The sequence below is a fragment of the Nonomuraea wenchangensis genome, from assembly GCF_900111685.1.
Classification (GTDB): domain Bacteria; phylum Actinomycetota; class Actinomycetes; order Streptosporangiales; family Streptosporangiaceae; genus Nonomuraea; species Nonomuraea wenchangensis.
On the sequence record NZ_FOHX01000001.1, the window covers coordinates 17,476 to 41,844 of the forward strand.

Consider the following 24,369-nt stretch of genomic DNA (forward strand, 5'->3'; position numbering starts at 1 on the left):
GGTCAGGCGCGGCGGCGGTGGCGGGACGCGCGGCGTTCGGCGGGCGGCTGGCCGTGGACGTCGCTCGCGCCGGACGACGGGTAGGCCGGGTGCGGGTCGGGGCGCAGCGCGGACGGGCCGCCGGGGCGCTGCGGGGACGGGGTGAAGAAGCCGCCCTCCGGCACCGGCGACTCGCGGCGCTCGGCCTCGCCCGGCGCGGCCACGTGCCCGTCGCCGCCCACCCGGCTGAAGAAGTCCTCGTCGTCGTCGGCGTCGTCCCGCCGGCTGAAGAAGTCGCCGGGCTCGTCGTCGGCCGGCCCGGCCTGCTCGGGCGCGGAGCCGGCGCGGCGGGCGGCGGCGAAGGCGGCCAGCGCCGTCGTGACGGGCACGGCGGAGATGAGGCCGAGCGTGCCCGCGATGCTGCGGACGATCTCCTGGGCGACCACCGGCGTCGTCAGCACCTCGCCCAGCGGCTGGGAGCCGATGCTGAACAGCAGCAGCAGCGGCAGCGACGCCCCCGCGTACGCCAGGATGATCGTGTTGATGACCGACGCGATGTGCGCCCGCCCCACCCGGGCGGCGGCCCGGTAGAGGCGTACGAAGCCGTAGGAGGGGTTGGCCTGGGCCAGCTCGGTCACCGTGACCGCCTGGGTGACGGTGACGTCGTCGAGCACGCCGAGCGCGCCGATGATGATCCCGGCCAGCAGCAGGCCCCGCGTGTCGATGGGCAGGCTCATGCCGACGGTGACGGCGACGTCGTCGGTGGCGCCGTTGAGCTGGGCGAGGCCCAGCGCCGCGGACGACAGCCCGGCGGTGAGCGCCAGCGCGGCGAGCGTGCCGAGCACGGCCGTCGTGGTGGACGGCGAGAAGCCGTGCGTCAGATAGAGCACGGTCAGCATGATCGCCGCCGCGCCGACGACGGCGACCAGGATGGGCGGCTTGCCCTCGATGATGCCGGGGATGACGAACGTCAGCAGCAGCACGAACGTCACCGCCAGCCCCGCCAGCGCGGTCACCCCGCGCCAGCGGCCGAAGGCGATCACCGCCAGCGCGAACGCCAGCCCGAACAGCAGCAGCGGCGTGCCCCGGTCGTGGTCGGAGAGCTGGTAGCCGCCGTCGGGGGCGCGCAGCAGGATCACCGCGTCGCCCGCGGCGAAGCGCTGCGCCCCCGGCCCGCTGGGCAGACGGAGCTCGACGTCCTTGCCCGTGTCGGGCCCGTCGCCGACCTTGACGGTGGCCTTGCCGCACGTGGCGGGGTCGGGCCGGGGAGCTCCTTCGCTCACGGCCGCGCAGGGCGTGAGCGTGACGGCGGTGACGGTGCCGCCGAGTCTCTGACTGCCGGTCTCCGCCGGGGCCGCGGCCTGGCCGCCGTCCGGCCACAGCCAGATCAGCGCCGCCAGCGTGACGATCGCCAGCGGCACCAGAACCGCCAGCCCGGCCATGAGCGTGCGCCGCGACAGGGGCGCGGCCGGGCCGTGAGCGTGATTGGCGCCCATCGCGTGTTGGTCCTCCTCGCCTGACGAATAGTGACAGTAGTGCACGGCGGCGGTCAGGGTAGGCGTAAAGCCATGACATGGTGGGTGGGCACCTCGGGCTGGCAGTACAAGGACTGGCGGGAGGTGCTGTATCCGGAGGGGGTGCCGCAGCGCCTCTGGCTGGAGACGTACGCCGCCGAGTTCCCCACGGTCGAGAGCAACAACGCCTTCTACCGGCTGCCGCGGCCGGAGACGTTCGCCGCCTGGCGGGAGCGTACGCCGGACGGGTTCGTGATGGCGGTCAAGGCGAGCCGGTTCCTCACGCACATCAAGCGGCTGCGGGATCCGGAGGAGCCGGTGCGGCGGCTGATGGGGGCGGTCTCGGGGCTGAAGGAGAAGCTGGGCCCGATCCTGCTGCAGCTCCCGCCGACCCTGCGGGCCGAGCCTGACCGCCTCGACCAGTGCCTGGCCTGCTTCCCCGGCGGGGTGCGGGTGGCGGTGGAGCCGCGGCACGAGTCCTGGTGGACCGGCGAGGTCAAGGGCCTGCTGGAGGCGCGCGGCGCGGCGCTGTGCTGGGCGGACCGCCTGGACCGGCCGGTGAGCCCGCTCTGGCGCACCGCGGACTGGGGGTACGTGCGCCTGCACCAGGCGGCGGACGGCTGGGAGTACGGCGAGCCCGTCCTGTCCGCGTGGGCGGCCCGGATCCGCGAGGCGGGCTTGGACGAGGCGTACGTGTACTTCAACAACGACCCGGGAGGCGCCGCGGTGCGCAACGCGCGGCTATTTGCCACACTCGCGTAGTGCACACGCGTCTGTACCGGAACGGCGTCCTCGAGAAGGAAGGGTTCCCGGTCGAGGAGGTCTCCGACCACGTCGGCGATCCGGACAACACGGTCTGGTTCGACCTGTGCGCACCCGCGCCCGAGGACCTGGCCGTGCTCGGGCAGGAGCTGGGGCTGCACGAGCTGGCCGTCGAGGACGTGCTCAGCGGCCCCCAGCGCCCGAAGGTGGACGTCTACGACAACCACCTGTTCATCACTGTGTACGGCGTGCACGTCGACCAGGGCCGTCTGGAGCCGGTCGAGGTGGACGTCTTCGTCACCGCCAACGCCCTGGTGACGGTCCGCGAGAGCGAGCGTTTCGACATCGGCGCGGTGACCCGCCGCTGGGACGCCGCCGCCCGCCTGGCCGGGCACGGCGTGACGTTCCTGCTGCACGGCCTGCTCGACCACGTGGTGGACGGCCAGCTCGACCTGGTCCAGGACCTCGACGCGCAGGCCGAGGCCCTGGAGGAGTCGCTGTTCGAGGACGACGTCCGCGACGGCAGGGAGCTGCAGCGGACCATGTACGAGCTGCGCAGGAACACCACCCGCCTGCGCAAGATCGCGATGCCCATGCGCGAGGTGCTGGGCACGCTGCTCCGCCCCGACCAGGACTTCGTCGGCGGCGCGGCGATGGCCCCCTACTACGAGGACGTCCGCGACCACGTGCTGCGCACCGTCGAGTGGGTGGGCGAGGTCCGCGACATGCTGGCCAACGCCCGCGAGACCCGCCTGGCCCAGCAGGGCTTCCGGCTCAACGACATCATGAAACGCATCACGGGCTGGGCGGCCGTCATCGCCGTCCCCACGCTGATCACCGGTTTCTTCGGGCAGAACGTGCCCTATCCGGGCTCCGGCGAGCCGTGGGGGTTCTGGCTGTCGTCGCTGCTGGTGGCGGTCACATCGGTGGCGCTGTACGCGGTGTTCAGGAAGAAGGACTGGTTATAAGGCCCGCGCGGGGCCGGTCAGGGGAACGGCCGCGCCTCGGCGGCGAGCCGCTCGACCGGCACGTCCCCCGCCTGGCCGCCGTCCCGCAGCCGCACCGCCGCGCCGCCGGACGCCGCCTCCCGCGGCCCCACCACGAGCTGGTACGGCACCAGCCGGTGCGCCCTGATCCTGGCCCCGAGGCTGCTCCGGTCGGCGGGCGCCAACTCGGCCCGCAGCCCGGCGGCCAGGCAGCGGCTCAGCACCCGGGCCGCGGCGGGCAGCTCGGCGTCCGACAGCGGCAGCACCACGGCCTGCACCGGCGCGAGCCAGGCGGGGAACGCCCCGGCATGCACCTCGATCAGGTGCGCGACCAGGCGTTCGAGGCCGCCGACGACGCTGCGGTGCACCATGACGGGCCGCCTGGGGCCCTCGGGGCTCACGTAGGTGAGGTCGAAGCGGGCGGGCTGGTAGAAGTCGACCTGGACGGTGGACAGGGTGCTCTCGCGGCCGGCAGGGTCGGTGATCTGGATGTCGATCTTCGGGCCGTAGAAGGCGCCCTCGCCGGGCTCCTCGTCGTAGTCCTGGCCGCGTTCGTCCAGCGCCTCGCGCAGCACGGACTCGGAGCGGGCCCACATGGCGGGGTCGTCGACGTACTTGCCGCCCTCGCCGCGCAGCGACAGCCGGTGGCGGACGGCGCCGACGCCGAGCCGCGCGTGGGCCTGCCCGATGAGGTCGAGCGCGGCCGAGACCTCGGCGGCGGCCCGCTCGGGCGGGCAGAAGACGTGGCCGTCGTTGAGCTGGATGGCGCGCACCCGGCTGAGGCCGCCGAGCACGCCGGACTGCTCGGAGCGGTACATGCCGCCCAGCTCGGCCAGGCGCAGCGGCAGGTCGCGGTGGCTGCGCTGCCGCGAGCGGTAGACGATCGCGTGGTGCGGGCACAGGCTGGGACGCAGCACGAACTCCTCGCCGCCGACGCTCATCGGCGGGAACATGTCCTCGGCGTAGTGGGCCCAGTGTCCGGATCGTTCGTAGAGCTCGCGTTTGCCGAGTACGGGCGAGTTGACGTGCTGGTAGCCGTTGCGGCGTTCGAGCTCGTGCACGTAGTCCTCGACGGCCTTGCGCACGGCCGCGCCGGCGGGCAGCCAGTAGGGCAGGCCGGAGCCGATGAGCGGGTCGGTGTCGAAGATGCCGAGCTCGCGGCCGAGACTGCGGTGGTCGTTCATGATCGTCCTTTCGCGGGAAAGGGCGAACGACCAGCGGTCCCGGGCGTTCGCCCGGGAAGCGTGGAGTCAGCGCGCCGGGACGGGGTCCGGCGTCGTCGTGGCGAGGACGTGAGCGCGCTGCATGGAATCACGGTAGCACTCCGGGCCCGCTGAAAATAATCTTCAGCGGGGCCTCGGAGATTGGCGAATGGTATAAAGGGGCGGTGGCCGAGATCACCCTGGACGTCCGCCATCTCCGGGCGTTCGCGGAGGTCGGCTATCAGGTGGCGGACGGCGGCGACGCGCACGGGGCGATGGCCGCGCTGCGCAGGGTGGTGCCGCTCGACGCGTACGAGTTCGTCGCGTTCGACCCGGCCACCGGGCGCCACCACAGCGTCGTCTCCGACGGCCACCGGCAGATCGACCGCGACGCCGCCGAGGAGTACGCCGGGCTGGAGGCCTACCGCCGCGCCCGCGCGACCCGCTCCCCCGTGCCGATGCCCGACCCCTGCACCGAGCGCTACTTCCGCCGCCACCTCGCCCCCTACGGCTGGCGGGCGGGGCTGACCGCGCCGCTGTTCCTGCCCGAGGGCCGCTACACGGGGCTGCTGCACCTGGCCACCCGGGAGACGTTCCCCGGCCGGATCGGGGCCGTGGTGTCGGCCGTCAGCCCGCTGCTCGCGCACCTCACCGACCTGAGCCGATGCGTGATCGACCCGGTCGGCCTGCCGCCCGGCTTCCGCGCGGTGGCCTTCGACCGGCTCGGCGTCCGGCGCGAGGTCCCGGGGCGGGAGCCGTCGCCGGCGCTCTGGGACGATCCGGCCATGGCGGCCTACGCCCGCGCGTTCATCGACTCGCGGGAGCTGAGCCGCCACGGCCTCTGGCTCGACGGCGGCGGGCGCTGGCACGAGCTGCGGCTGCTGCGGGCCGGCGTCGGGTTCCAGGGGTCGCTCCAGGGGGCGGTGGCCGGGGAGCGGCCGTGCGTGCTGCCGTACGAGCTGACCGGCCGCGAGGTGGACGTGCTCACCCGGGTGGCGGCGGGCGACAGCAACCCGCAGATCGCCGCCGCGCTGGTGCTCAGCGTGCGCACGGTGACGACGCACCTGGAGCACATCTTCGCCAAGCTTGGCTGCGACAGCCGCACCAGGCTCACCACGAAGGCGCTCGCCGAAGGGCTGTGCCGGCTCGACGTGTGAGGCCGCCCGGCCGGCGGGGCCGGGTCAGGAGGCCAGGCGCATCGGGCGCAGCGCGCCGCCGACCTTGGCCAGCTCGGCCAGCATGGCGTCGGCGGCGGCCACGGTCTCCTCGTTGGGCCGCAGCGTGCCGTCCTCGGCCAGGAAGCGCGGCAGGAACGGGATGTTCACCGCCTCCGACACGGGGACCATCTTGAGCAGGCCGATCACCGTGCGCAGGGCGGTGACGGCGCGGGTGCCGCCGGAGACGCCGCCGTAGCTGACGAAGCCGGCCGGCTTGTACTTCCACTCGTGGTGCAGGTAGTCCAGCGCGTTCTTCAGCACGGCGTTGAAGCTGTGGTTGTACTCGGGGGTCACGAACACGTACGCGTCGCCGCGCTCGACGGTGGCGCTCCACTCCTTGGTGTGGGCGTTGACGTACTGGCGCAGGCGGGGGTGGTGCGGCTCGTCCAGGAAGGGCAGGTTCACCTCCGCCAGGTCCACCAGCTCCACCTCGAACAGCCCGGAAACGGCGGCCCGCTCGGCGAACCAGTCGGCGACGGCGCGGCCGGCGCGGCCTGGGCGGGTGCTGGCGACGATGACCTGCAGGACGGGCTTGTGCATGACTCTCCTCATGGTGCTGGGCTGCCTCGACGCAGTACTCAACATTATTTAGTAGCTCTACATTCCTTAGCAAATGTAGGATCAAGAGGTGAGCTCGGATTCCGTCTGCACACGCTTCCACGTCGCCATGGAGCTGATCGGCGCCCGCTGGTCCGGCGCCGTGATCCACATGATCTTCAAGGGCGCGCACCGCTACGGCGACATCAAGGCGGCCATCCCCGGCATCAACGACACGATGCTCGCCCGCCGCCTGCGCGAGCTGGAGTCGGCCGGGCTGGTCGAGCGCCGCGTGCTCGCCACGTCCCCCGTGCGCGCCGAGTACCACCTGACCCGGATGGGCGAGGAGCTGCGCCCGGCGCTGGACGAGCTGGTCACCTGGTCCCACAAGTGGATCACGCTCCCCGGCGACCACCCCGGGCAGGCGGCCGGATGAGCCGCTAGACAGCGACCGCCGCGACGCCTGCCTGCAGCAGCTCGAACCAGACCGTCGTCGAGCCGTTCTCGCGGGTGAAGCCCCAGCGGTGGCTGAGCGCCTCGATGAGCGGCAGCCCGCGCCCGCTGGTCGACTGCGCCCCCGTACGGCACACGCACGGCGGCCCGTCCGACCCGGCGTCCTCCACGCGCACCCGCACCACCGACGGCGAGCTGGTCACGCTCACCGTGAACGAGCCGCCGGCACCGGACCGGGTGTGCAGGACCGCGTTCGTGGCCAGCTCGCTGGTGAGCAGCACCACGTCGTCGTGCAGCGGGTGGTCGCGGCCCAGCGCGTCGGTGACGATCCCCCGTGCCCTCGCCACCTGGGAGGGCGCCCCCGGCAACCGGACCACGAGGTCGCCGGAGGCGGGCAGGTGGTCCCCGTCGACACCCCCGTCAACGCGGTGAAAGTCCGGCATCAGCGACCTCCCCCATGATCGTGCCCGTGTCCGGGCGGCGTTATGAGACGCGCCGCGCCCACCTTCCGGAGCCTCGCCAAAAGGTAGGAATGCACTTTCCCATGGTCACCTGCACGGCCTGCCGGAGCGACCGAGTACGCTGCGATCGACGATTCGTATAGGCCCAGGGGCGGAGCCGTCGAGGCCGGCAGGGCAGCGGAGGAGGTCGCGTGAGCAGCCTGGAGGCCGTCTGGGTGCAGCCGTACGACCGGCCGGGGGCGGCGGTCGTGACCGGGGTCTTCGACATCCTGCACGTGGGCCACGTGCGCTATCTCGGCGCCGTGGCGGCACGCGGGCTGCCGCTCGTCGTCGGCGTCGAGGACGACCCCCGCGTGCGCGCGTGGAAGGGGCCGACCCGCCCGCTCAACCCCGCCGCCGAACGGGCCGAGGTGCTGGCCGCGCTCCGGTTCGTCGCGGGCGTCTTCATCGTGACCGGACCGCCCGAGGCGCACGGCCCGGAGGACTACATCGACCTGCTCGCCCCCATGAGCCCCCGCGCCCTGGCCCACACCGCGGGCGACCCGCACGCCGGGGCCCGCGCCGCGGCGGCGGCCATCCTCGGCGCCGACTGCTGGGAGATGGAGGCCATCCCCGGCCGCTCGACCACCCGCATCGTCAACGCCGCGGGAAAGGGCTGAGACGCCCCTTCCGGGGTCAATAGCGCAGCACGTCCCGCAGGCGGGCGGGAACGCCCGTCATGATGCCGTCCACGCCGAAGGAGAGCAGGCGGCGCTGCACCTGCGGCCGGTCCGTCGGGCCGGCGTAGACCCGCAGGCCGCGTGCCTTGACCTCGCGCACCTGCCCTGCGGTGAGCCGGGCGGCGTGCGGCAGGACGAGCGCGTCGGCGTAGTCGGCCACGTCGGACAGCTGTCCGTTGTCCGCGCCGAGCAGGAGGATGGGGACGTCGGGCACGGCGCGGTGCAGCTTTCGCAATGCCTGCCGGTCGAACGACTGGAGCGCGAGGCGCCGGCCCTCCCACAGGTCCCGGTTCTGCAGCAGCTCGGCGGCCACCCGGTTGTCGATGCCGGGGCTGCGAGGCGAGTGCTTGATCTCCAGCAGCAGCCCGGCCCTGCCCTTGCCCAGCATCTCCAGTGCCTGCTGGAGCGTGGGCACGCGCTCGTTGCGGAAGCGCGGCGAGAACCACGACCCGGCGTCCAGGCGGCGGATCTCGGCGAGGGTGAAGTCGGAGACCCGCCACGGGCTGCGGTCGGGGAAGAGCTCCTCGACGTTCGTGGTGCGGGCCAGCGTCTCGTCATGGATGAGGACGAGCTGCTGGTCCTTGGTCTGCTGGACGTCGAACTCGCACCGGTCGGCGCCCGAGGCGCTGGCCCTGGCGCAGGCGGCGATGGTGTTCTCGGGCGCGACGCCGGAACCCGCGCGGTGCGCGATGTTCTCGGCGTGCGTGAAGTGCGACCTCGGCACCCTCGGTGGCCTTGCCGGCGAGGCCACCGAGGCCCACGCCGTGCCGCCGAGAAGTGCCGTGCCGGTGAGAAGTGCGGCGGCGATGCCGAAGGAGCGGTACATCTCCCTCCTTCACCCACTACGGAAAGTAATGTCGGACATGCAGACTGTGCCCGTTAAGAGGTTGATCACTCCCTTCTGCGCAGGTGAGTGTTCGCGACCCGCGCGGTGGGAGATCATCCGGAGCGGCGGGCGGCGCTAGCCTGGACCCGACGCGGCAGGCGAACGGAGGGATCCCAAGTGGTGCGGCCGAAGCGGGTGTCCTGGCTGGTGGGGACCACGGCGCGGCGGACCGCCGAGCTCGCCGCCGTGATCGGGGTCGTCGTCATGGCCGGGGCCGCGGCCCTCGTGCCCCCGTCCTTCGTGCCGCTCATCGGCTGGGACGCCGCCGCGCTCGCCTTCCTCGTGATGACCTGGTTGCGGATCGGCCGGCTCGACGGCCCCGAGACCTCCGCCGCGATCGAGAGCGAGGACCCGTCCAGGGCGGGGGCGGATCTCGCGGTCCTCGCCGCCGCGGTGGCCAGCCTGGTGGCCGTGGCCTACTTGGTCGTCCAGGCCGACACCCCGGCCGAGCTGGTGCTGCACGTGGGGGTCGGCGTGGTCAGCGTGGTGGTCTCGTGGGCGGTGATCCACACGATCTTCACGCTGCGCTACACACGGATGTACTACTCGCCCGGCCCCTGGGGCGGTGTGGACTTCCACGACCACGACCCGTCCCCCCAGCCCCGCTTCACCGACTTCGCCTACCTCGCCTTCACCGTGGGGATGACGTTCCAGGTCTCCGACACCGAGCTCAACACCGCGGGGTTCCGCGCGGCGGTGCTGCGCCAGGCGCTGCTGTCCTACCTGTTCGGCGCCGTCATCCTGGCCCTCGCCATCAACCTGGTCGCGGGCGTGGGCCGATGAGCCCGTCGCGGAGCCACCGGCTGGAGATCGGCGACCGCCCGGCCGGCGACCGGGTCGTCGTGGTGACCGTACGCGGGCCGCTCGACATCGACACCTGTCCCGTGCTGCAGGCCGCGCTGGCCCGGGCGCTGACCGTGCGCGACCCGCCGCTGCTGGCGATCGACCTGAGCGGCCTGACCTCGGCGGACTCGTACGGGCTCACCGTCCTGCTGGCCACCGAGCGGCACGTGCGGACGACCGGGGGCGGCCTCGTCGTCTTCGGCGTCGGCCCGCTCCCCCGCCGCATCTTCCGCGACCGCGGCCTCGACCGGTTCCTGGACATCCAGCCGACGCTGGACGAGGCCGTGCGGCGGCTGGAGGACGGCCCGCTCCTTTGAATAGGCCCCTCACCAGGGGTATGAGGCCATGAGGCACCGAGTCCGCGTACTTTCAGGAAGGCGGTGCACGATGGCCCACACATCGGGGACGCGGATGCGTCCCGACATCGAGGAAACCCGGCAGCACTACGAGGAGGCGGCCTGCCGGGCCGTCTTCCAGGCGCTCGACGGGCTCACCCTTCTCGCCGGGCTCTATCTGGCGATCTCGCCGTGGGTGGCGAACTTCACCCCGCTCGGCCGGCTCACCGTCAACAACCTGGTGACCGGCCTGGCGGTGGCGGCCCTCGCCGTGGGCTTCGCCACGGCCTACGGCCGCACCCACGGGCTGGCCTGGGTGACGCCGATCGTAGGCGTCTGGACGATCATCGCGCCCTGGATCTTGTACGGCGGCGCGGCCCCGGGCAGAGCCGTGCTGAACAACGTCGTGGTCGGCATCTGGATCGCCCTCACGGGCCTGGCGGCGGCCGGTCTGGCGGCGAGCGGACGCGGACGCGGCAGGGGCCGGACCGCGCACGTGAACGGAACCCGGCCCACCGTCTGACGGCCACGCGATCGACTTTCCGGCCATGACTTCGGCCGGAAAGGTTCAGGTACGTCCTGATCTGGTCTACGCTCAGCGTGGCGAGGGGAGTACTTCACAAGCGCCGATCCGGTCAGTACGGACGTACCTGAGCGTCCCCGGACGGCCGCCCGCCACCCCCGGGTGAAGGAGACCTCGAACGGTTGAGTCACGTTCGAGGAGGCTTCATGTCCCCGGGGACACTTTCGGCTGCGTCCGGCGCCGCGTCCGGCACCATCGCGTCGTTCACGCTGTGGGCGGTCACCGTCGCCGCGCTGCTCCTGCTGCTGGTCGTCGACATCGTCCTGACCAGGCGCCCGCACGAGGTGCGCATGCGCGAGGCGGTCGGCTGGTCGGTGTTCTACATGGTGCTGCCGGTGCTGTTCGGCTTCTACCTGTGGGCCGAGTTCGACGGCGGCGTGGCGGTCGAGTTCTTCACCGGCTGGGTGGTGGAGAAGTCGCTGTCGGTGGACAACCTGTTCGTGTTCATGCTGCTGCTGGCGGCCTTCGCGGTGCCCACCGAGCTGGCGCAGCGGGTGCTGCTGTACGGGATCGTCGGGGCGCTGGTGCTCCGGGCGATCTTCATCGCGCTGGGAGCGGCGGCCCTGCAGAGCGGCACCTGGGCGTTCCTGCTGTTCGGCGCGGTGCTCATCCTGACCGCAGGCAAGGTGCTCAGGGACGCGCGCAAGGGCGAGGCGCACGCCGTGGACATCGACTCCATGCGCAGCGTCCGGCTGCTGCGCCGTCTCGTGCCGGTCTCGCCCCGCTACCACGGCTTCCGGCTCGTGGTGCGGGAGAACGGCCGGACCGCGATCACCCCGCTGGCGCTGGCGACCGTCGCCGTGTTCGCCACCGACATCGTCTTCGCCGTGGACTCCGTGCCCGCCGTCTACGGCGTCACCGACGACCCGTTCCTGGTCTTCGCCACCAACGCCTTCGCCCTGCTCGGCCTGCGTGCGTTGTACTTCGTGCTGCGCGGCGCGCTGGCCCGGCTGCGCCACCTCAACTACGGCCTGGCCGTCATCCTGGCCTTCATCGGGGTCAAGCTGGTGCTGCACTGGGCGCACGGGATCTGGGCGTGGGTGCCGGAGATCCCCACGCCGGCCTCGCTCGGCGTCATCATCACGGTCCTGTTCACCGTCACGGTCACCAGCCTGCGGGCCGAGCGCGTTCCGCCGCCGGCGGAGGACGAGGCTTGACCATCGCCTGGGCCGGGCTCAGGCCGTGAGCTCCCCGGCCCGGTGGCCCGCGTCGGCCTCCTGGATCACGTCGGAGGTGTCCTCCTCCGGCAGGAAGCCGCCCGACTGGTGGCTCCAGAGACGGGCGTAGGGGCCCTGCGCCCGCAGCAGCTCGCTGTGGGAGCCCTGCTCCACGATGGTCCCCCGGTTGAGCACCACGAGCCGGTCCATCCTGACCACCGTGCTCAGCCGGTGGGCGACCACGATCGCCGTACGGTCCTGCATGAGCCGCCACAGGGCCTCCTGGACGAGGATCTCGCTCTCGGAGTCGAGGGCGCTGGTGGCCTCGTCCAGCAGCAGGATCGGAGCGTCGCGGAGGATGGCGCGGGCGAGGGCGACGCGCTGGCGCTGCCCGCCGGACAGCTTCACGCCCCGCTCGCCGACCAGGGTGTCGAAGCCCTCCGGCAGGGCCTCGACGAACTCCGTGACGTGCGCCGCCCTCGCCGCCCGCAGGATCTCCGCCTCGGTGGCGCCCGGCCGGGCGAAGGCGATGTTGTCGCGGACCGTGCGGTGGAACATCGCGGGTTCCTGCGGAACGTAGGCGATCAGGCTCCGCAGGTCGGCCTGGCGCAGCCGGGAGATGTCCTGGCCGCCGACGAGGATCCGGCCGCCGTCGACGTCCATGAGACGCAGCAGCAGGCGGGTGAGCGTGGTCTTGCCGCCGCCCGACTGACCGACCAGACCGATCTTGGTGCCGCTGGGGATGTCGAGGTCGAGATCGGCGAAGAGGGGGTCGCCGTCGGCGTAGCCGAAGCGCACGCGCTCGAAGCGCACGCCCGCGTCGGCCGGGCGCAGCGGCAGCGGCTCGGGCGGGTCCACCACGGTCGGCGGGTCCAGCAGCAGCTCCGTGAACTGCGCGGCCTCCGTGAGCACGCTCTCCACCCGCCGGTAGATCTGGTTGAACTCGAACATGATGCTGATCGTGTTGGTGTAGTAGGTGAACGTCACCACGATCGCCTCCACGCCCAGCCCGCCGCGCAGCGCCACGGCGAGCAGCAGGCCGACGGCGCTGGTCAGCACCGACAGGGGCGCGACGACGGTGTCGACCCGCAGGTTGCCGTAGTCCCACGAGCGCAGGGACGCCCGGCCCTGCTCGGCGACCCTGGCCCGGTGCTCGGCGGCCTCGCGGTCCTCGGCGGCGAAGGCGCGGACGGTGTCCATGTTCGCCAGCACGTCGGCGACGTGCCCCGACACCAGCACCTTGGCCGCCTCCCGCCGGTCGACCAGCGCCTGCCGGCGCCGGATGAGCGGGGCGACGAGGAAGCCGGTGACCAGGATGAGGCCCACCAGCACCAGGACCAGCAGCGGGTGGTACTGCCACAGCACCACCGAGGCGAAGCCCAGCGGCACCACCTTGGCCATGATCGAGAAGGCGAGCGTGTCGGCGAACTCCTCGAACCTGGAGGAGAACCCGAGCACCCGCTTGGTCAGCGAGCCCGCGAAGTTGTTGTGGAAGAACGCCGCGTCCTTGGCCAGCAGCTCGTCCATGCCGACGACGCCGAGCCGTTCGATGCCACGGGCGTCGGTGCGGTTGAGGAAGTGCAGGCCCACCCGCCACAGGGCCTCGCCCGCCAGCAGCATCCCCGCGAAGTAGGCGACGTACGGCAGCAGCGCACCGACGGACCCGTCGCCCCCGCCCGCCAGGTGCCCCACCAGGCCGGCCACCGCCAGCGGCGCCAGGTAGAACAGGCAGATGTTGCCGACGGCGGGGAGTGTCAGCGCGGGCAGCGCGACCGGCCACTGCCGGCGCAGTTCGTTCCAGTAGTGGCGCAGCGCGAGCAGGACCGCCGATTTTCGTGCGGACGATCGCTCTCCGGAGCCCACAAGTGATCCGAGCACAGCCATCCGCCCCTCCCGAACGCCGACGCCGCCCTGTCATGCTGCCGCAGCGCTCATGGCGGGAGCCAACGATTTTCCGTCAGGAAAGTCGGCCGCGGATGTCGAGAAGCCGGCGGCGGCTCCGACCGCCCAGTGAAGGAGTCACCGTCAACCCTCCGAGGAGACACACCATGGAAGCCATCAGGACCGGCACGCTCGTCACGCCCGGCGCCACCTTGCACCACGAGGTGCGGGGCTCGGGCCCGATCCTGCTGCTGATCTGCGGCGGCGTGTACGACGCCGCCGGCTTCGCGGCCCTCGCCGCGACCCTGGCTGACAACTACACGGTGGTCACCTACGACCGGCGCGGCAACTCGCGCAGCCCCCTGGACGGCCCGCCGGAGCCGCAGAGCGTCGAGGTGCACGCCGACGACGCCGCCCGGTTGCTGACGGCGGTCGGCGTCACGCCGGAGGAGCCGGCCCTGGTCTTCGGCAACAGTTCCGGCGCGATGATCGGGCTGGAGCTCGCGGCCCGCCGTCCCGAGCTGGTGCGGACGCTGGTCGCCCACGAGCCGCCCCTGTTCGAGCTGCTGCCCGAGCGTGACCGCTGGCGGGCGCTGTTCCAGGACGTCGAGGACGCCTTCCACAAGGAGGGGCCCGGCGCCGCGCACCAGATCTTCGCGGCCGGCCTGGAAGGCGGCGGCGACGGCGAGCACGCGGAGGAGGGGCAGCAGGGCCAGGACGGCGGCGAGGCCCCCGGTGGGCCGCTGGACCCGGAGCTCATGGCCATGATGGGCCGCATGGAGCAGAACGCCGCGTTCTTCATCGGCTACGAGGCTCCGTCCTTCTCCCGCCACGCCCCCGACCTCGCCGCGGTCCGCGCGGCCGGGGTACGGGTCGTGCCGGGGCTCGGCGAGGCGACGGCGGAGGACGAGCCGTACGCGCGCGCCACGCGGCTGGTGGCCGAGCGGCTGGGGGCGGAGATCGCCCCGTTCCCCGGCGACCACGGCGGTTTCGGCACCGACCCGGCGGCGTTCGGGGCGGCGCTGCGGAAGGCGCTTGCCACCGGCTGAGCCCGGCGCGGATTTCGGCCAGCGTTCGCAGGGATCAGGACACGGACGGCCGGTGTCGTTGCCGCGCGGCCGGGCCCGGCGAAGAGTGGGTCCGGCCGGCGCGGTGCCGGCGTACGGAAGGAGGAGAGCCCATGCGGGTGCTGGCGGACATCACCGTGGCCGCACCGGCCGCGGAGGACGAGACCCCGCCGCGCGGGGCGCCGGTTCCCACGGGAGCGGAACCGGTGCTGGGCGCGCTGCTGCGGGCCTGGCGGGAGCGGGCCCTGGTGACCCAGGAGGAGCTGGCGGCGCGGGCGGGGCTGAACGTGCGCACGGTGCGCCGGCTGGAGGCGGGCGCGATGAGCAGGCCGCGCGCCACGTCGCTGCGGCTGCTCGCCGACGCACTCGGCCTGGAGGCGGCGGAGCTGGCCACCCTGACGCGGGCCGCGACCGGGACGGCGATCGAGCTGACCGTCACGCTGCGGTACGTGGAGGAGCCCGGCGACTGACGACGGGGCCGGGCGGGCGCGCCGGCGTCCGGCGACGGCCGGCGCCGCGGCACGGACGTTGATTGAAGACATCTTTCACAGATATCTTCTTGATCCTCCGCCTTACCGGCTGTCACTCCGGCACCAAAGGCGGAACGCCTGACAGCGTCCCCCTCGTCCCCGTTCATGAAAGGTGAGCATGCCGACCACCGGCGCGCCGACCTGGCCGAAGACCTTCAGATCCACGACCGCCGCCCTGCTGCTCGCCGTTCCCGCGGTGCTGCTCCCCCAGCACGCCGCCGTGGCGCAGCAGCAGGACACGGCGTCGCTCGCGGTGACGCACAAGAGCCCGTTCAACTGCGGCAAGACCTTCTACGCCAACAACTGGACCCCCTCGCACAACCCGTCGGGCTCCATCGACTGGCAGACCTACGGCGGCGACGCCATCAACGGCGAGACCGTACGCGCCACCGCCGCGGGCACCGCCAGCTTCCACGACGCGGGCAGCACGAGCTACGGCAAATGGGTCGAGATCCGCCACAGCGACGGCTCCCGCACCCGTTACGCCCACCTGGCGACGATGGTGCGGGGGGCCGGCGGCTCGATGAGCGTCGGCCAGGGCACTGTGATCGGCACCGTCGGCTCGACGGGCGGCTCCCAGGCCCCGCACCTGCACTACGAGCAGCGCACCTCCTCGGGCGCGATGGACACCAGCCCGACCGTGAACGGCGTGACCGTCTCCCTGGGCCAGAAGAAGGCCGTCAAGAGCACCAACGCCTGCAGCGGAAGCACCACCACCAGCAACAGCAACAACAACGGTGACGGCGGCAACCGCTACACCCCGGCGGGTGTCTGCGGCAGCGGCTACGCGGTCATCGACTCGGCGGCGCTCACCGGGGGCCGCGCCTACCTGCTCTACAACGCGGGCAACGGCTCCAACTGCGTCGTGACGCTCAAGACGACGAAGGTCGGCTCGGCCTCGCCCGTCTCGGCGTTCCTGGAGCCGAAGGGCACGAGCCGGGCCACCGACTCGGGCAGCTTCGCCTACTACGCCGGGCCGGTCAAGCGCAGCGCCCCCGGCAAGTGCGTCCGGTGGGGCGGCTCGATCGGCTCCAGCTCCTACACCAGCCCGTTCGAGCACTGCGGCTGACGCCCGCCTCTTCCGTCGCCCCGGCCGGCACCGCGTCCGGCCGGGGCGTCGCCGTTCCCGGGCGGTCAGGCGACGGTGCCCTCCCCCGCCGCGTCGTCGGCCAGCGCGGCGAGCTCGCCCAGCGTCACCGGGGCGGCGATCGGGCGGGTGGACATCGGCCGCAGGTCGTCGGCGGTGCTCTCACGGCCGCTCAGGCAGGCCGCGATGCCCGCGGTGGCGAAGCCGCACACCCGGCCCTGGCACCAGCCCATGCCGGGCCTGGCCAGCATCTTCAGCGTGCGCGGGTCCGCGGCGCCCAGCTCGGCGTGCGCGGCGCGCAGCTCGCCGTACGAGACCTCCTCGCACCGGCAGACCAGCGTGGAGTCCCGCAGCCAGCCGGTCCACGCGGGCGGCACCGGGTAGGTGCGGTGCATGGCGGCGGCGAAGCGGCGGCCCCGTACGATCGCGGCCCGCAGCCGGACCATCAGCGCCGGATCCGCCGGGCGGCCCAGGGAGCGGGCCAGGGCGAGCGCGCTCAGGCGGCCCTCCTGCCCGGCCAGGGCCGCGCCGCCGACGCCGGTCGCCTCGCCGGCCACGTACAGGCCGGGGACGGTGCTGCGCTGCAGGGCGTCCACCGACACCACGAGCGAGCCGTCCACGTCCTTGCGGGCGGCGGCGCCGAGCATGAGCGGCAGCTCGATCGACGGGGTGAAACCCCAGCCGAGCGCGACGAGGTCGGCGCGGAGCTCCTCCGCCGGTCCGTCCGGGCGGCCGTCGCGGTCCACCCGGGCGACCCGGACCGCCTCCACCCGGTCCTCGCCGAGGATCTCGGTGACCACCGTCCTGGTCCGGTACGGGATGCGGTGCCGGGCCATCAGCGCCGCGTACTGGAGCGCCTCCAGGCCCTTGCCGGGCGCCGAGGCCGCGCCCACCGGGTCGCGCAGCCAGCCGAGGGTGGCGTTGGCCTCGACGACGGCGGCCACCTCGGTGCCCGCGCGGGCGAGGCCGGTCGCGACCGGCAGCAGGAAGGGGCCGGTGCCGGCGACGACGGCGCGCCGGCCGGCCGCCGTGCGGTGGCCCTTGAGCAGGGCCTGCGCGCCGCCCGCGGTCATCACGCCGGGCAGGTCCCAGCCGGGGACGGGGAGTTGCCGGTCGTAGCCGCCGGGGCACAGGATCAGCGCGGCGGCGGTGACCGTGGCGCCGGTCTCGCCCGGCGCGCCGGCCGCCGGGGTGGTGCGGAGGGTGAAGGCGCCGTCGGCGGCGCGGTTGATCAGCCAGACCTGGAGGCCGGGGAGGTGGCGGATCAGGCCGGCGGCGGACAGGGCGCGCAGGCGGGCGCGCAGGGCGGTGAACGTACGCAGGTCGTGGTGGCCCGCGCGGTCGGCGGGGCGGGCGTGGCGTTCGTCGTAGTGCCGCCAGTACTGGCCGCCGGGCTGGGCGGCGGCGTCGATGAGCGCGACCCGCAACCCGGCCTCGGCCGCCTCCACAGCCGCGGCCAGTCCCGCCGGCCCGGCCCCGACCACGGCCACATCATGCTGACGGCGCATGCCCGCCCCCCATCTCGCCACGGCCGAGCGCGGGGTCCTCAGGGGCGGGGTCCTTACGGGGAGGGCCGCCGAGCGCGGGGTCCTCACGGGCGGGGTCCTTACGGGGAGGGCCGCCGAGCGCGGGGTCCTCAGAAGCGGAGTCGCCAGGGGTGTCGGTGAGGTGGAGGCCGTCGGCGGCTGGGGTGAGGCAGGCGCGGCGGTCGGGGACGCCGTCCACCGTGATGAGGCAGTCGAAGCAGACGCCGATGCCGCAGAACAGGCCGCGCGGCCGGCCGCCCCTGCGGGTGCTGCGCCAGTCGCGGATCCCGGCCGCGACCAGTGCCGCGCCGACGCTCTGGCCCGGCTCGGCGGGCACGACGGCCCCGCGGAAGGTCATGTGGTACGTCATGAGAGCACCTCCTCGGGCTCCGGGAACCGTTCGGGCGCGAACGGTTCGAGTTCCAGGTCGGGCCGCTCACCGGTGAGGGCCTGCGCGATCAGCTTGCCGGTGCCCGCCGACAGCCCGATGCCGGCCCCCTCGTGGCCGCAGGCGTGCCACAGGCCGGGCGCCCGCGGGTCGGGCCCGATGACCGGCAGGTGGTCGGGGCAGTAGGGGCGGAACCCGAGGTACGTCCGCATGACGCGGACGTCGCGCAGCATGGGGAACAGCGCGATCGCCTTGCTCGCCAGCGCGCCGATCGCCGCCGTGGACACCGTACGGTCGAAGCCGACCCGCTCGCGCGAGGCGCCGATGAGGATCGTGCCGCTGCCGGTGCCCTCGACGACGGGCGAGGTCTGGAGCGCGGCGTCGGAGCTGGCGACGTCGCCGACGTACTCGGCGGCGTACACCTTGTGCCGGATCGTACGCGCCGGCATGGGCTGGGTGACCAGCACGAACCCGCGCCGCGGCAGCACCGGCACGTGCGTCCCCGCCAGCGCGGCCACGTCGCCCGCCCAGGTGCCGGCGGCGTTGAGCACCGCGCCCGCCGGGAGGTCGCCGGCGGTGGTGCGCACGCCGGTCACGCGGTCGCCGGCGCGCAGGAACCCGGTCACCTCGGCCCCGGTGCGCACCCGCGCGCCGAGCCCGCGGGCCAGGCGCAGCAGGTGGGCGACCACGAGCATCGGCTGTACCTGGGCGTCCTGCGGGTAGAACGCGCCGCCGCGCAGCTCGGGCGACAGGTGCGGCTCGTACCCGCGCAGCTCGTCCCCGGGGATGTCGCGGACCTCGACGCCGTGGCGGCGCTGGTGGACGGCGAGCTCGCGCAGCGCCGCGGCGCTCGCCTCCGACCCGGCGACGACCAGGCCGCCCTTGGACTCGAACTCCCACAGCCCGGCGTGCTCGGCCAGGTCCTCGCGCCACACGCGCTGGGCGTACAGGGCGAGGTCGAGCTCGGGCCCGGCCTCCTTGTCGGAGACGAGCAGGTTGCCCTCGCCGGCGCTCGAAGTGCCGCCGGCGATGGCGCCGCGCTCGGCGACGACCACCCGCAGCCCGGCCAGCGACGCGAAGTAGGCGGCGGCGGCGCCGACCACGCCCGCGCCGATGACCACGAGATCGGTCACGCCTGCGCCATCCACTTCTCGACGCCGGCCGCGTCCAGGGGCAGCGCCTCCGACAGCACCCGCGCGCCGCCGGGGGTGACCAGCAGGTCGTCCTCCAGGCGTACGCCGATGCCGCGCAGCTCGGGCGGCACGGTGAGGTCGTGGGCGTGGAAGTACAGTCCGGGCTCCACGGTGAGCACCATGCCGGGCGCGAGCAGGGCCCCGTGGTAGCTCTCCTCGCGGGCGCGGGCGCAGTCGTGCACGTCCAGCCCGAGGTGGTGGCCGATGCCGCACACCAGGTAGCGGCGGTGGTGCTGGCCGTCGTCGGACAGCGCCTCGTCCACGGAGACCGGCAGCAGCCCCCAGTCGGCCAGGCCGTGCGCGATGACCTCCATCGCGGCGTGGTGGAAGTCGGTGAAGGGGCGGCCGGGCCCGACGGCGGCGAGCCCGGCCCGGTGTGCCCGTTCGACCAGGTCGTGGACCTGCCGCTGGGCGGGGCTGAAGCGGCCGGAGGCGGGGAAGGTGCGGGTGACGTCGGCGGTGTAGTGGCTGGTCACCTCGACGCCCAGGTCGAGCAGGAGCAGCTCGTCCGGCAGGACGGGGCCGTCGCAGCGTTCCCAGTGCAGGGTGGCCGCGTGAGGGCCGCTGCCGACGATGGAGGCGTAGCCGGGGCCGTTGCCGTAGGCGCGGGCGTACCGGTCGAAGGTGCCCTGGAGCCAGCGCTCGCCGGGGCCCGCGACGGCGGCGGGGATCTCGCGGACGACGGCGGCGAACCCCTCGACCGTGCGGTCCACGGCCTGGCGGAGCTGTTCCACCTCCCAGTCGTCCTTGTGCATGCGCAGCTCGGCGAGCACGCGGCGGGCCTCGGCGTCCTCGCCCGCCTCCAGGTCCAGCTCGGCGAGCGGCCGGACCGGCACGCCGAGCGCCCGCGACCAGTCGTCCAGGCCGGGGGCGGCGCCGACCCAGAGCTCGCCGTGGCGGGCGTCGCTCCAGAAGCGGGGGTCGCCGGGGTAGGCGGGGGGCGGCGCGTAGAGGACGGCCTCGCCGTCGCGCAGCACGACGACGGCGTCCTCGATCGCGCAGCCCGTCGTCCAGACGAAGTCGCTGTCGGCGCGGAAGCCGTACGTGGTGTCGTTGCTGCGGACGGGGGCCCGCCCGGCGGCGAGCACCACGGTCCGGCCGGGCAGCGCCTCGGCGAGCCTCGCCCGGTGCGCGGCGGCGGCCTCGGCGGCGCCGGGGACGACGGGCAGGGTGCGGTCGGGAATGTCCCAGCCGGTGTTCATGTACGCGGTGAACGCCGGGACCTCGCTGAGTCTCGGCGGTCTGCCGTCACGCATCGGCGATCTCTCCTCCCATGTCGCGGACCAGTTCCCTGAGCCGGCCGAGGACCCGGGGGTCGCCGACGCCGTCGTGCTCGTACTCGTTGGTGACCCAGCACCGGGCGTTGCCGATCCGGGCCGCGGTGTCGAGCTGGAGGTGGGCGTCGACGTACATGTCGTCGTAGTAGACGGCGGCGGCGAGCGGCACCTCGTTCGCGGCCAGCCGGTCGTGGTCGTAGAGCGGCGGCCACTCGGGGCGGGCGGCGAGCAGCTCGACCGCGGCGCGGAAGGGCCGCAGCCCGGCGATCTCCTCGAACATCCAGGGGTAGATCATCTCGCCGGTGAACAGCAGCGGCCTGGCCTCCTCGGCGAAGCCCGGGTGCCGGGCCCGCTCGGCCTCGGCGGCCCACCCGGTGGGGCCGGGGCCGTGGCCGTAGATGCTCTCCTGGAGGGCGGCGTACAGCGGATTGTCGCTGTAGGAGGTGCGGGCCAGCACCTGGTGCAGGAACGTCTCCGACAGCTCGTCCCCGGTGAACGCCTCGTCGAGCAGGTAGTGCATGCGCTCGTAGCCGGGTTTCATGCCGAAGTCGACGCCGAGCGACTGCAGCCGCCGCACGGTCAGCGGGTCGCCGTCGGGCAGCCGTACGTCGCCCGCGGCGAGCCGGTCGGCGACGCGGGCGGCCGTCTCGACGTGCTGGGGGTAGCGGCGGTAGAACTCCTCGTTCTTGGCCTGGACGCGGGGGTAGGTGCGGCGGTACACCTCGGCCGCGGACGGGTCCAGGCCGGGCAGGCCGCCGGTGACGTAGCAGGCGCTCAGCCCTTCGGGCGCGTTCGACAGGTACGTCAGCGTGAGGAACCCGCCGTACGACTGGCCGAGGGTGGCCCAGCGCCGCCCGCCGAAGAACGTCCGGCGTACGTGCTCGTGGTCGGCCACGATCGCGTCGGCCCGGAAGCAGGCGAGGTGGCGCGCCCCTTCCTCTGCGGTGGCGAAGGCGCTCATCCGGCGGCCGTCGACCCGGGTGCTGCGGCCGGTGCCGCGCTGGTCCATGAGGATCACCCGGTGGGTGCGCAGCGCCTGGCCGAGCCAGCCGTCCGCGGTGAGCGGGCGCGGCCCCTTACCGCCGGGGCCGCCCTGCAGGTAGACCAGGCACGGCAGGTCCTCGCGCGCTCGCTCAGGGTCCACCAGCTCGCGGAAGAAGATCTCGATCTCGCCCCGCGACGGGTCGGACCAGTCGAGCGGCACGGCGGTGACGTGCTCGCGTACGAGGACGCCCGGCATGATGTAAGTAATGTGTGGCATTGCACCGAACATTAAAGGCAGGCGCGGCGGCTGCCAAGGCCGCCACCCGCGATTCAGCATGATCTGCCGTGGAACGACGGAGGTTCACGCCCGCCAGGAGACGCCGGCCCGGGAGGCCCTCCAGGCCCGAGCGGTGCTCTGACGGTCGGTCTCTGTGGACGGCTCAGCCTGCCCGTATCTCGCCGCGTCCTGCGGCGGGGCCGCCCCACAGATACCGGCGGTTGTGGGCCGGAAACTCCTTGCGCAGCAGTCGCGCTGACCACGCTACGACCCCGCCGGAAACCGGGTTTCCAGCGCGGCGAGATGGACCTGCTGATAGTTTGTTCGATTGTGAAACTGGTGGTGCAGGTGAAGCTCCTGCCGACGCCGCAGCAGGCGGCGGCGCTCGAAGCCACTCTGGACGCCGCCAACCGAGCGGCGAATCTGGTCGCGGCACTGGCGTTCCAGCGACACTGTTTCCGTAACTTCGACCTGCGCAAGCACGCCTACGACCGGATCAAGGCCGAGTTCGGGCTGGCCGCGCAGGCCGCTCAGCATGTGATCAAGAAGGTGTGCGACGCCTATCGCACCCTGCACGCCAACCTGGCCGCCGGGCACCTGGGCAAGCCCGGATCGCCGCGCCGAGCCAGAATCGAAGCCCGGCCGATCTCCTTCCGGCCGCGGGCGGCCCAGCCGTATGACGACCGGTGCCTGTCCTGGCAGCATGACGCGCGGACGGTGTCGATCTGGACGACCGCCGGGCGGCTGAAAGGGGTGACCTTCACCGGCTCGTCGCAGCAACTGGCGCTGCTGGCCGCCCATCGACGCGGCGAGTCGGACCTGATCTGCCGGGATGGAATGTGGTTCCTGCATGCCACGGTCGAGGTGGCCGACCGGCCGCCGTCGGAACCGGACGGCTTCGTCGGGGTGGATCTGGGTATCGCCAACATCGCCACCACCTCCGATGGGGTCCGTCACCGCGGCAGGGGCCTGAACGCGGTCCGCCACCGTCATCGCCGGCTTCGCCGCCGCCTGCAGGCCAGGCGGACCAAGTCCGCCAAGCGGCTGCTGAAACGGCGTCGTCGTCGTGAGGCGCGGTTCGCCGCGAATGTCAACCACATCATCGCCAAGAGCATCGTGACCGAGGCAGAACGCACCGGGCGCGGGATCGCTCTGGAGGATCTCCAGGGCATCCGCGAACGGGTACGGCTTCGCAAGCCCCAGCGGGTCACGCTGCATTCCTGGAGTTTCCACCAGCTCGGAGCTTTCATCGCCTACAAGGCGGTCCGGGCAGGAGTGGCGGTGATGGTCGTGGATGCGGCCTACACCTCACAGCAGTGCTCGCACTGTGGGCATGTGGACAAGCGCAACCGGCCTGACCAGGCCACCTTCAGATGTACGTCGTGCGGTTTCGCTGAGCACGCCGACGTCAACGCAGCCCGCAACATCGCCTCACGCGGTGAGACGGGCTGGGCAGTGAGTCACGCTGCCTGACGCGGACCGGACCGTCGAAGCCATCGACGGCGAGGAGCTGCAAGCTCGGTCGTTCACGGCCGAGAAGCTGACCGGAAGTAGTGTCCCTCGTCGAGATCGGCGAGCAGCCCCTGGCGTACGGGCCGCCAGCCGAGCAGCTCGCGGGTCAGCTCGCTGGAGGCCGGGGCGTCCGTGCCGGCGAAGGCGGCCAGCCAGCCGAAGTGCGCGCCCGCCTCCCCCTCCGGGATCGAGGCCACCGGCAGCCCCAGGTGGCGGCCGAACACCTCGGCGATCGCGCGGAACGGCACCCCTTCCTCGGCGGCGGCGTGCAGCACCGACCCCGCGGGGGCCCACTCAAGCGCCGCCAGGAAGAGCGTCGCGACGTCGAGGCGGTGCGCGGCCGGCCACCGGTTGGACCCGTCGCCCACGTAGCCCGCCACGCCCTTGTCCCGGGCGACGCCGACCAGCGACGCCATGAAGCCGTAGTCCCCTTCGCCGTGCACGGTCGGAGGCAGCCGCAGGACGCTCGACCGCACGCCCCGCTCCGCGAGCGCGACGGTCAGCCGCGCGGTCTCCCGCCGGACGGCGGGGCCCGCGGGCAGGTGGTCCGTGGGCGGGTCGTCCCGCTCGGTGGACACCTGGCCGGGCAGCAGCCCCAGCAGGCCGGAGGCGAGGACGAACGGCCGGCCGGAGCCCGCCAGCGCCTCCCCCATGACCTCGACGGCACGCCGGTCGGCGGTGGCGGCGGCCTCGAAGCCGCCGCTGAAGGCGAGGTCGTGCTTGAAGGCGAGGTGAATCACGCCGTCGGCGGCGGCGGAGGCGTCCCGCAGGACGTCGAGGTCATCGAGGGCGCCCCGGCGGACCTCCGCGCCGGCCGCGGCGAGCGCGTCCGCCGCGGCGTCGGACCGGGCGAGCCCGATGACCTGGTGTCCCGCGCCGATGAGCTCGGGGACGAGGGCGGATCCGATCCAGCCGGACGCGCCGGTGACGAAGACACGCATGAGAAAGACCTCCGGGAGAGCCGGCGGGCAGGCTGACGTCGCCGCCGACTGATGTCAGTTGCTGTCATCACG

At 73.3% G+C, this 24,369-nt stretch carries 24 protein-coding genes and 1 pseudogene; 13 read left to right on the forward strand and 12 right to left on the reverse strand.

The window, feature by feature from the left end; genetic code table 11:
- Positions 1-2: 2 nt before the first annotated feature.
- Complete coding sequence (locus BMW85_RS00075; RefSeq protein ID WP_091075253.1) at positions 3-1,475, reverse strand: YibE/F family protein; 1,473 nt, start codon at positions 1,473-1,475, stop codon at positions 3-5.
- A 72-nt stretch (positions 1,476-1,547) separates the two neighbouring features.
- Here BMW85_RS00075 and BMW85_RS00080 point away from each other — a divergent pair, with 72 nt between their 5' ends.
- Together BMW85_RS00080 and BMW85_RS00085 are read left to right on the forward strand one after the other, a co-directional pair.
- Positions 1,548-2,255: a DUF72 domain-containing protein gene (locus BMW85_RS00080; RefSeq protein ID WP_091075256.1), complete on the forward strand. Its 708-nt coding sequence runs from the start codon at positions 1,548-1,550 to the stop codon at positions 2,253-2,255.
- The gene (locus BMW85_RS00085) at positions 2,255-3,223 is read left to right on the forward strand and encodes a magnesium transporter CorA family protein (protein WP_245774517.1); all 969 of its coding nucleotides are present in this window, start codon (positions 2,255-2,257) and stop codon (positions 3,221-3,223) included. Before BMW85_RS00080 ends, BMW85_RS00085 begins: the two co-directional genes overlap by 1 nt.
- Before the next feature lie 17 nt (positions 3,224-3,240).
- Here BMW85_RS00085 and thrS read toward each other — a convergent pair.
- Positions 3,241-4,440: pseudogene (thrS, locus tag BMW85_RS00090) on the reverse strand (threonine--tRNA ligase); the annotation flags it as partial.
- Positions 4,441-4,628: 188 nt separating this feature from the next.
- Between thrS and BMW85_RS00095 the strand changes: the two are divergent.
- Positions 4,629-5,600 (forward strand): helix-turn-helix transcriptional regulator, encoded by a 972-nt coding sequence (locus BMW85_RS00095; RefSeq protein ID WP_091075260.1) that lies wholly within the window; start codon positions 4,629-4,631, stop codon positions 5,598-5,600.
- 24 nt (positions 5,601-5,624) lie between these two features.
- Here the strand turns inward: BMW85_RS00095 and BMW85_RS00100 are convergent, their stop codons facing one another.
- Positions 5,625-6,200, reverse strand: coding sequence for an NADPH-dependent FMN reductase (locus BMW85_RS00100; RefSeq protein WP_091075263.1), 576 nt, complete (start codon positions 6,198-6,200; stop codon positions 5,625-5,627).
- Between the two features lie 88 nt (positions 6,201-6,288).
- On the opposite strand from BMW85_RS00100, the gene BMW85_RS00105 reads away from it, so the two are divergent.
- Positions 6,289-6,633, forward strand: coding sequence for a winged helix-turn-helix transcriptional regulator (locus BMW85_RS00105; protein WP_218155616.1), 345 nt, complete (start codon positions 6,289-6,291; stop codon positions 6,631-6,633).
- Between the two features lie 4 nt (positions 6,634-6,637).
- On the opposite strand, the gene BMW85_RS00110 is transcribed toward BMW85_RS00105, so the two are convergent.
- Positions 6,638-7,093, reverse strand: coding sequence for an ATP-binding protein (locus tag BMW85_RS00110; RefSeq protein ID WP_091075264.1), 456 nt, complete (start codon positions 7,091-7,093; stop codon positions 6,638-6,640).
- Positions 7,094-7,302: 209 nt separating this feature from the next.
- Here BMW85_RS00110 and BMW85_RS00115 point away from each other — a divergent pair, with 209 nt between their 5' ends.
- A complete protein-coding gene (locus BMW85_RS00115; RefSeq protein WP_091075267.1) occupies positions 7,303-7,770 on the forward strand; it encodes an adenylyltransferase/cytidyltransferase family protein in 468 nt (155 codons plus the stop codon).
- A gap of 16 nt (positions 7,771-7,786) precedes the next feature.
- Here BMW85_RS00115 and BMW85_RS00120 read toward each other — a convergent pair whose 3' ends face one another.
- Positions 7,787-8,656, reverse strand: a complete 870-nt coding sequence (locus BMW85_RS00120; protein ID WP_091075270.1) for a glycerophosphodiester phosphodiesterase — start codon at positions 8,654-8,656, stop codon at positions 7,787-7,789.
- 177 nt (positions 8,657-8,833) lie between these two features.
- Between BMW85_RS00120 and BMW85_RS00125 the strand changes: the two genes are divergently transcribed.
- The 4 genes from BMW85_RS00125 (at position 8,834) to BMW85_RS00140 (ending at position 11,634) form a co-directional block, all read left to right on the forward strand.
- Positions 8,834-9,499 carry a DUF1345 domain-containing protein gene (locus BMW85_RS00125; protein WP_091075272.1) on the forward strand — a complete coding sequence of 222 codons (666 nt, stop codon included), beginning with the start codon at positions 8,834-8,836 and terminating at the stop codon, positions 9,497-9,499.
- Complete coding sequence (locus BMW85_RS00130; protein ID WP_091075274.1) at positions 9,496-9,876, forward strand: STAS domain-containing protein; 381 nt, start codon at positions 9,496-9,498, stop codon at positions 9,874-9,876. Before BMW85_RS00125 ends, BMW85_RS00130 begins: the two co-directional genes overlap by 4 nt.
- A 70-nt stretch (positions 9,877-9,946) precedes the next feature.
- Complete coding sequence (locus BMW85_RS00135) at positions 9,947-10,417, forward strand: SPW repeat protein (protein WP_177240433.1); 471 nt, start codon at positions 9,947-9,949, stop codon at positions 10,415-10,417.
- 206 nt (positions 10,418-10,623) lie between these two features.
- Positions 10,624-11,634: a TerC/Alx family metal homeostasis membrane protein gene (locus BMW85_RS00140; RefSeq protein WP_091075277.1), complete on the forward strand. Its 1,011-nt coding sequence runs from the start codon at positions 10,624-10,626 to the stop codon at positions 11,632-11,634.
- A gap of 18 nt (positions 11,635-11,652) precedes the next feature.
- On the opposite strand, the gene BMW85_RS00145 is transcribed toward BMW85_RS00140, so the two are convergent.
- Complete coding sequence (locus tag BMW85_RS00145) at positions 11,653-13,518, reverse strand: ABC transporter ATP-binding protein (protein WP_091075280.1); 1,866 nt, start codon at positions 13,516-13,518, stop codon at positions 11,653-11,655.
- Positions 13,519-13,682: 164 nt separating this feature from the next.
- On the opposite strand from BMW85_RS00145, the gene BMW85_RS00150 reads away from it, so the two are divergent.
- The 3 genes from BMW85_RS00150 (at position 13,683) to BMW85_RS00160 (ending at position 16,181) form a co-directional block, all read left to right on the forward strand.
- Positions 13,683-14,564: an alpha/beta fold hydrolase gene (locus BMW85_RS00150; RefSeq protein ID WP_091075282.1), complete on the forward strand. Its 882-nt coding sequence runs from the start codon at positions 13,683-13,685 to the stop codon at positions 14,562-14,564.
- 131 nt (positions 14,565-14,695) lie between these two features.
- Entirely contained in the window at positions 14,696-15,052 is a 357-nt protein-coding gene (locus BMW85_RS00155; protein ID WP_091075284.1) for a helix-turn-helix domain-containing protein, read from the forward strand.
- A 178-nt stretch (positions 15,053-15,230) separates the two neighbouring features.
- The gene (locus BMW85_RS00160; RefSeq protein WP_091075286.1) at positions 15,231-16,181 is read left to right on the forward strand and encodes a M23 family metallopeptidase; all 951 of its coding nucleotides are present in this window, start codon (positions 15,231-15,233) and stop codon (positions 16,179-16,181) included.
- Positions 16,182-16,246: 65 nt separating this feature from the next.
- On the opposite strand, the gene BMW85_RS00165 is transcribed toward BMW85_RS00160, so the two are convergent.
- The 5 genes from BMW85_RS00165 to BMW85_RS00185 are packed head-to-tail and all read right to left on the reverse strand — an operon-like array spanning position 16,247 to position 21,844.
- Positions 16,247-17,707, reverse strand: coding sequence for an FAD/NAD(P)-dependent oxidoreductase (locus tag BMW85_RS00165; RefSeq protein ID WP_091075288.1), 1,461 nt, complete (start codon positions 17,705-17,707; stop codon positions 16,247-16,249).
- Positions 17,691-18,095 (reverse strand): (2Fe-2S)-binding protein, encoded by a 405-nt coding sequence (locus BMW85_RS00170; RefSeq protein ID WP_091075290.1) that lies wholly within the window; start codon positions 18,093-18,095, stop codon positions 17,691-17,693. Before BMW85_RS00170 ends, BMW85_RS00165 begins: the two co-directional genes overlap by 17 nt.
- Positions 18,092-19,246 carry an NAD(P)/FAD-dependent oxidoreductase gene (locus BMW85_RS00175; protein WP_091075292.1) on the reverse strand — a complete coding sequence of 385 codons (1,155 nt, stop codon included), beginning with the start codon at positions 19,244-19,246 and terminating at the stop codon, positions 18,092-18,094. The genes BMW85_RS00170 and BMW85_RS00175 overlap by 4 nt, the downstream gene beginning before the upstream one ends.
- Positions 19,243-20,562 carry an aminopeptidase P family protein gene (locus tag BMW85_RS00180; protein WP_091075294.1) on the reverse strand — a complete coding sequence of 440 codons (1,320 nt, stop codon included), beginning with the start codon at positions 20,560-20,562 and terminating at the stop codon, positions 19,243-19,245. Before BMW85_RS00180 ends, BMW85_RS00175 begins: the two co-directional genes overlap by 4 nt.
- A complete protein-coding gene (locus BMW85_RS00185) occupies positions 20,555-21,844 on the reverse strand; it encodes an alpha/beta fold hydrolase (RefSeq protein WP_245774518.1) in 1,290 nt (429 codons plus the stop codon). The genes BMW85_RS00180 and BMW85_RS00185 overlap by 8 nt, the downstream gene beginning before the upstream one ends.
- Before the next feature lie 330 nt (positions 21,845-22,174).
- On the opposite strand from BMW85_RS00185, the gene BMW85_RS00190 reads away from it, so the two are divergent.
- On the forward strand, positions 22,175-23,317 hold the full coding sequence (locus BMW85_RS00190; protein WP_245774519.1) for an RNA-guided endonuclease InsQ/TnpB family protein: 1,143 nt from the start codon (positions 22,175-22,177) through the stop codon (positions 23,315-23,317).
- Positions 23,318-23,370: 53 nt separating this feature from the next.
- Here BMW85_RS00190 and BMW85_RS00195 read toward each other — a convergent pair whose 3' ends face one another.
- A complete protein-coding gene (locus tag BMW85_RS00195; protein WP_091075299.1) occupies positions 23,371-24,297 on the reverse strand; it encodes an SDR family oxidoreductase in 927 nt (308 codons plus the stop codon).
- Positions 24,298-24,369 lie beyond the last annotated feature (72 nt).

Coding starts and splice junctions, on each gene's coding strand:
- BMW85_RS00160 (WP_091075286.1), top strand. CDS start 15,231: ATGCCGACCACCGGCGCGCCGACCTGGCCGAAGACCTTCAGATCCACG.
- BMW85_RS00170 (WP_091075290.1), bottom strand. CDS start 18,095: ATGACGTACCACATGACCTTCCGCGGGGCCGTCGTGCCCGCCGAGCCG.
- BMW85_RS00145 (WP_091075280.1), bottom strand. CDS start 13,518: ATGGCTGTGCTCGGATCACTTGTGGGCTCCGGAGAGCGATCGTCCGCA.
- BMW85_RS00100 (WP_091075263.1), bottom strand. CDS start 6,200: ATGCACAAGCCCGTCCTGCAGGTCATCGTCGCCAGCACCCGCCCAGGC.
- BMW85_RS00080 (WP_091075256.1), top strand. CDS start 1,548: ATGACATGGTGGGTGGGCACCTCGGGCTGGCAGTACAAGGACTGGCGG.
- BMW85_RS00130 (WP_091075274.1), top strand. CDS start 9,496: ATGAGCCCGTCGCGGAGCCACCGGCTGGAGATCGGCGACCGCCCGGCC.
- BMW85_RS00140 (WP_091075277.1), top strand. CDS start 10,624: ATGTCCCCGGGGACACTTTCGGCTGCGTCCGGCGCCGCGTCCGGCACC.
- BMW85_RS00150 (WP_091075282.1), top strand. CDS start 13,683: ATGGAAGCCATCAGGACCGGCACGCTCGTCACGCCCGGCGCCACCTTG.
- BMW85_RS00135 (WP_177240433.1), top strand. CDS start 9,947: ATGGCCCACACATCGGGGACGCGGATGCGTCCCGACATCGAGGAAACC.
- BMW85_RS00075 (WP_091075253.1), bottom strand. CDS start 1,475: ATGGGCGCCAATCACGCTCACGGCCCGGCCGCGCCCCTGTCGCGGCGC.
- BMW85_RS00165 (WP_091075288.1), bottom strand. CDS start 17,707: ATGCGCCGTCAGCATGATGTGGCCGTGGTCGGGGCCGGGCCGGCGGGA.
- BMW85_RS00110 (WP_091075264.1), bottom strand. CDS start 7,093: ATGCCGGACTTTCACCGCGTTGACGGGGGTGTCGACGGGGACCACCTG.
- BMW85_RS00185 (WP_245774518.1), bottom strand. CDS start 21,844: ATGCCACACATTACTTACATCATGCCGGGCGTCCTCGTACGCGAGCAC.
- BMW85_RS00155 (WP_091075284.1), top strand. CDS start 14,696: ATGCGGGTGCTGGCGGACATCACCGTGGCCGCACCGGCCGCGGAGGAC.
- BMW85_RS00195 (WP_091075299.1), bottom strand. CDS start 24,297: ATGCGTGTCTTCGTCACCGGCGCGTCCGGCTGGATCGGATCCGCCCTC.
- BMW85_RS00120 (WP_091075270.1), bottom strand. CDS start 8,656: ATGTACCGCTCCTTCGGCATCGCCGCCGCACTTCTCACCGGCACGGCA.
- BMW85_RS00180 (WP_091075294.1), bottom strand. CDS start 20,562: ATGCGTGACGGCAGACCGCCGAGACTCAGCGAGGTCCCGGCGTTCACC.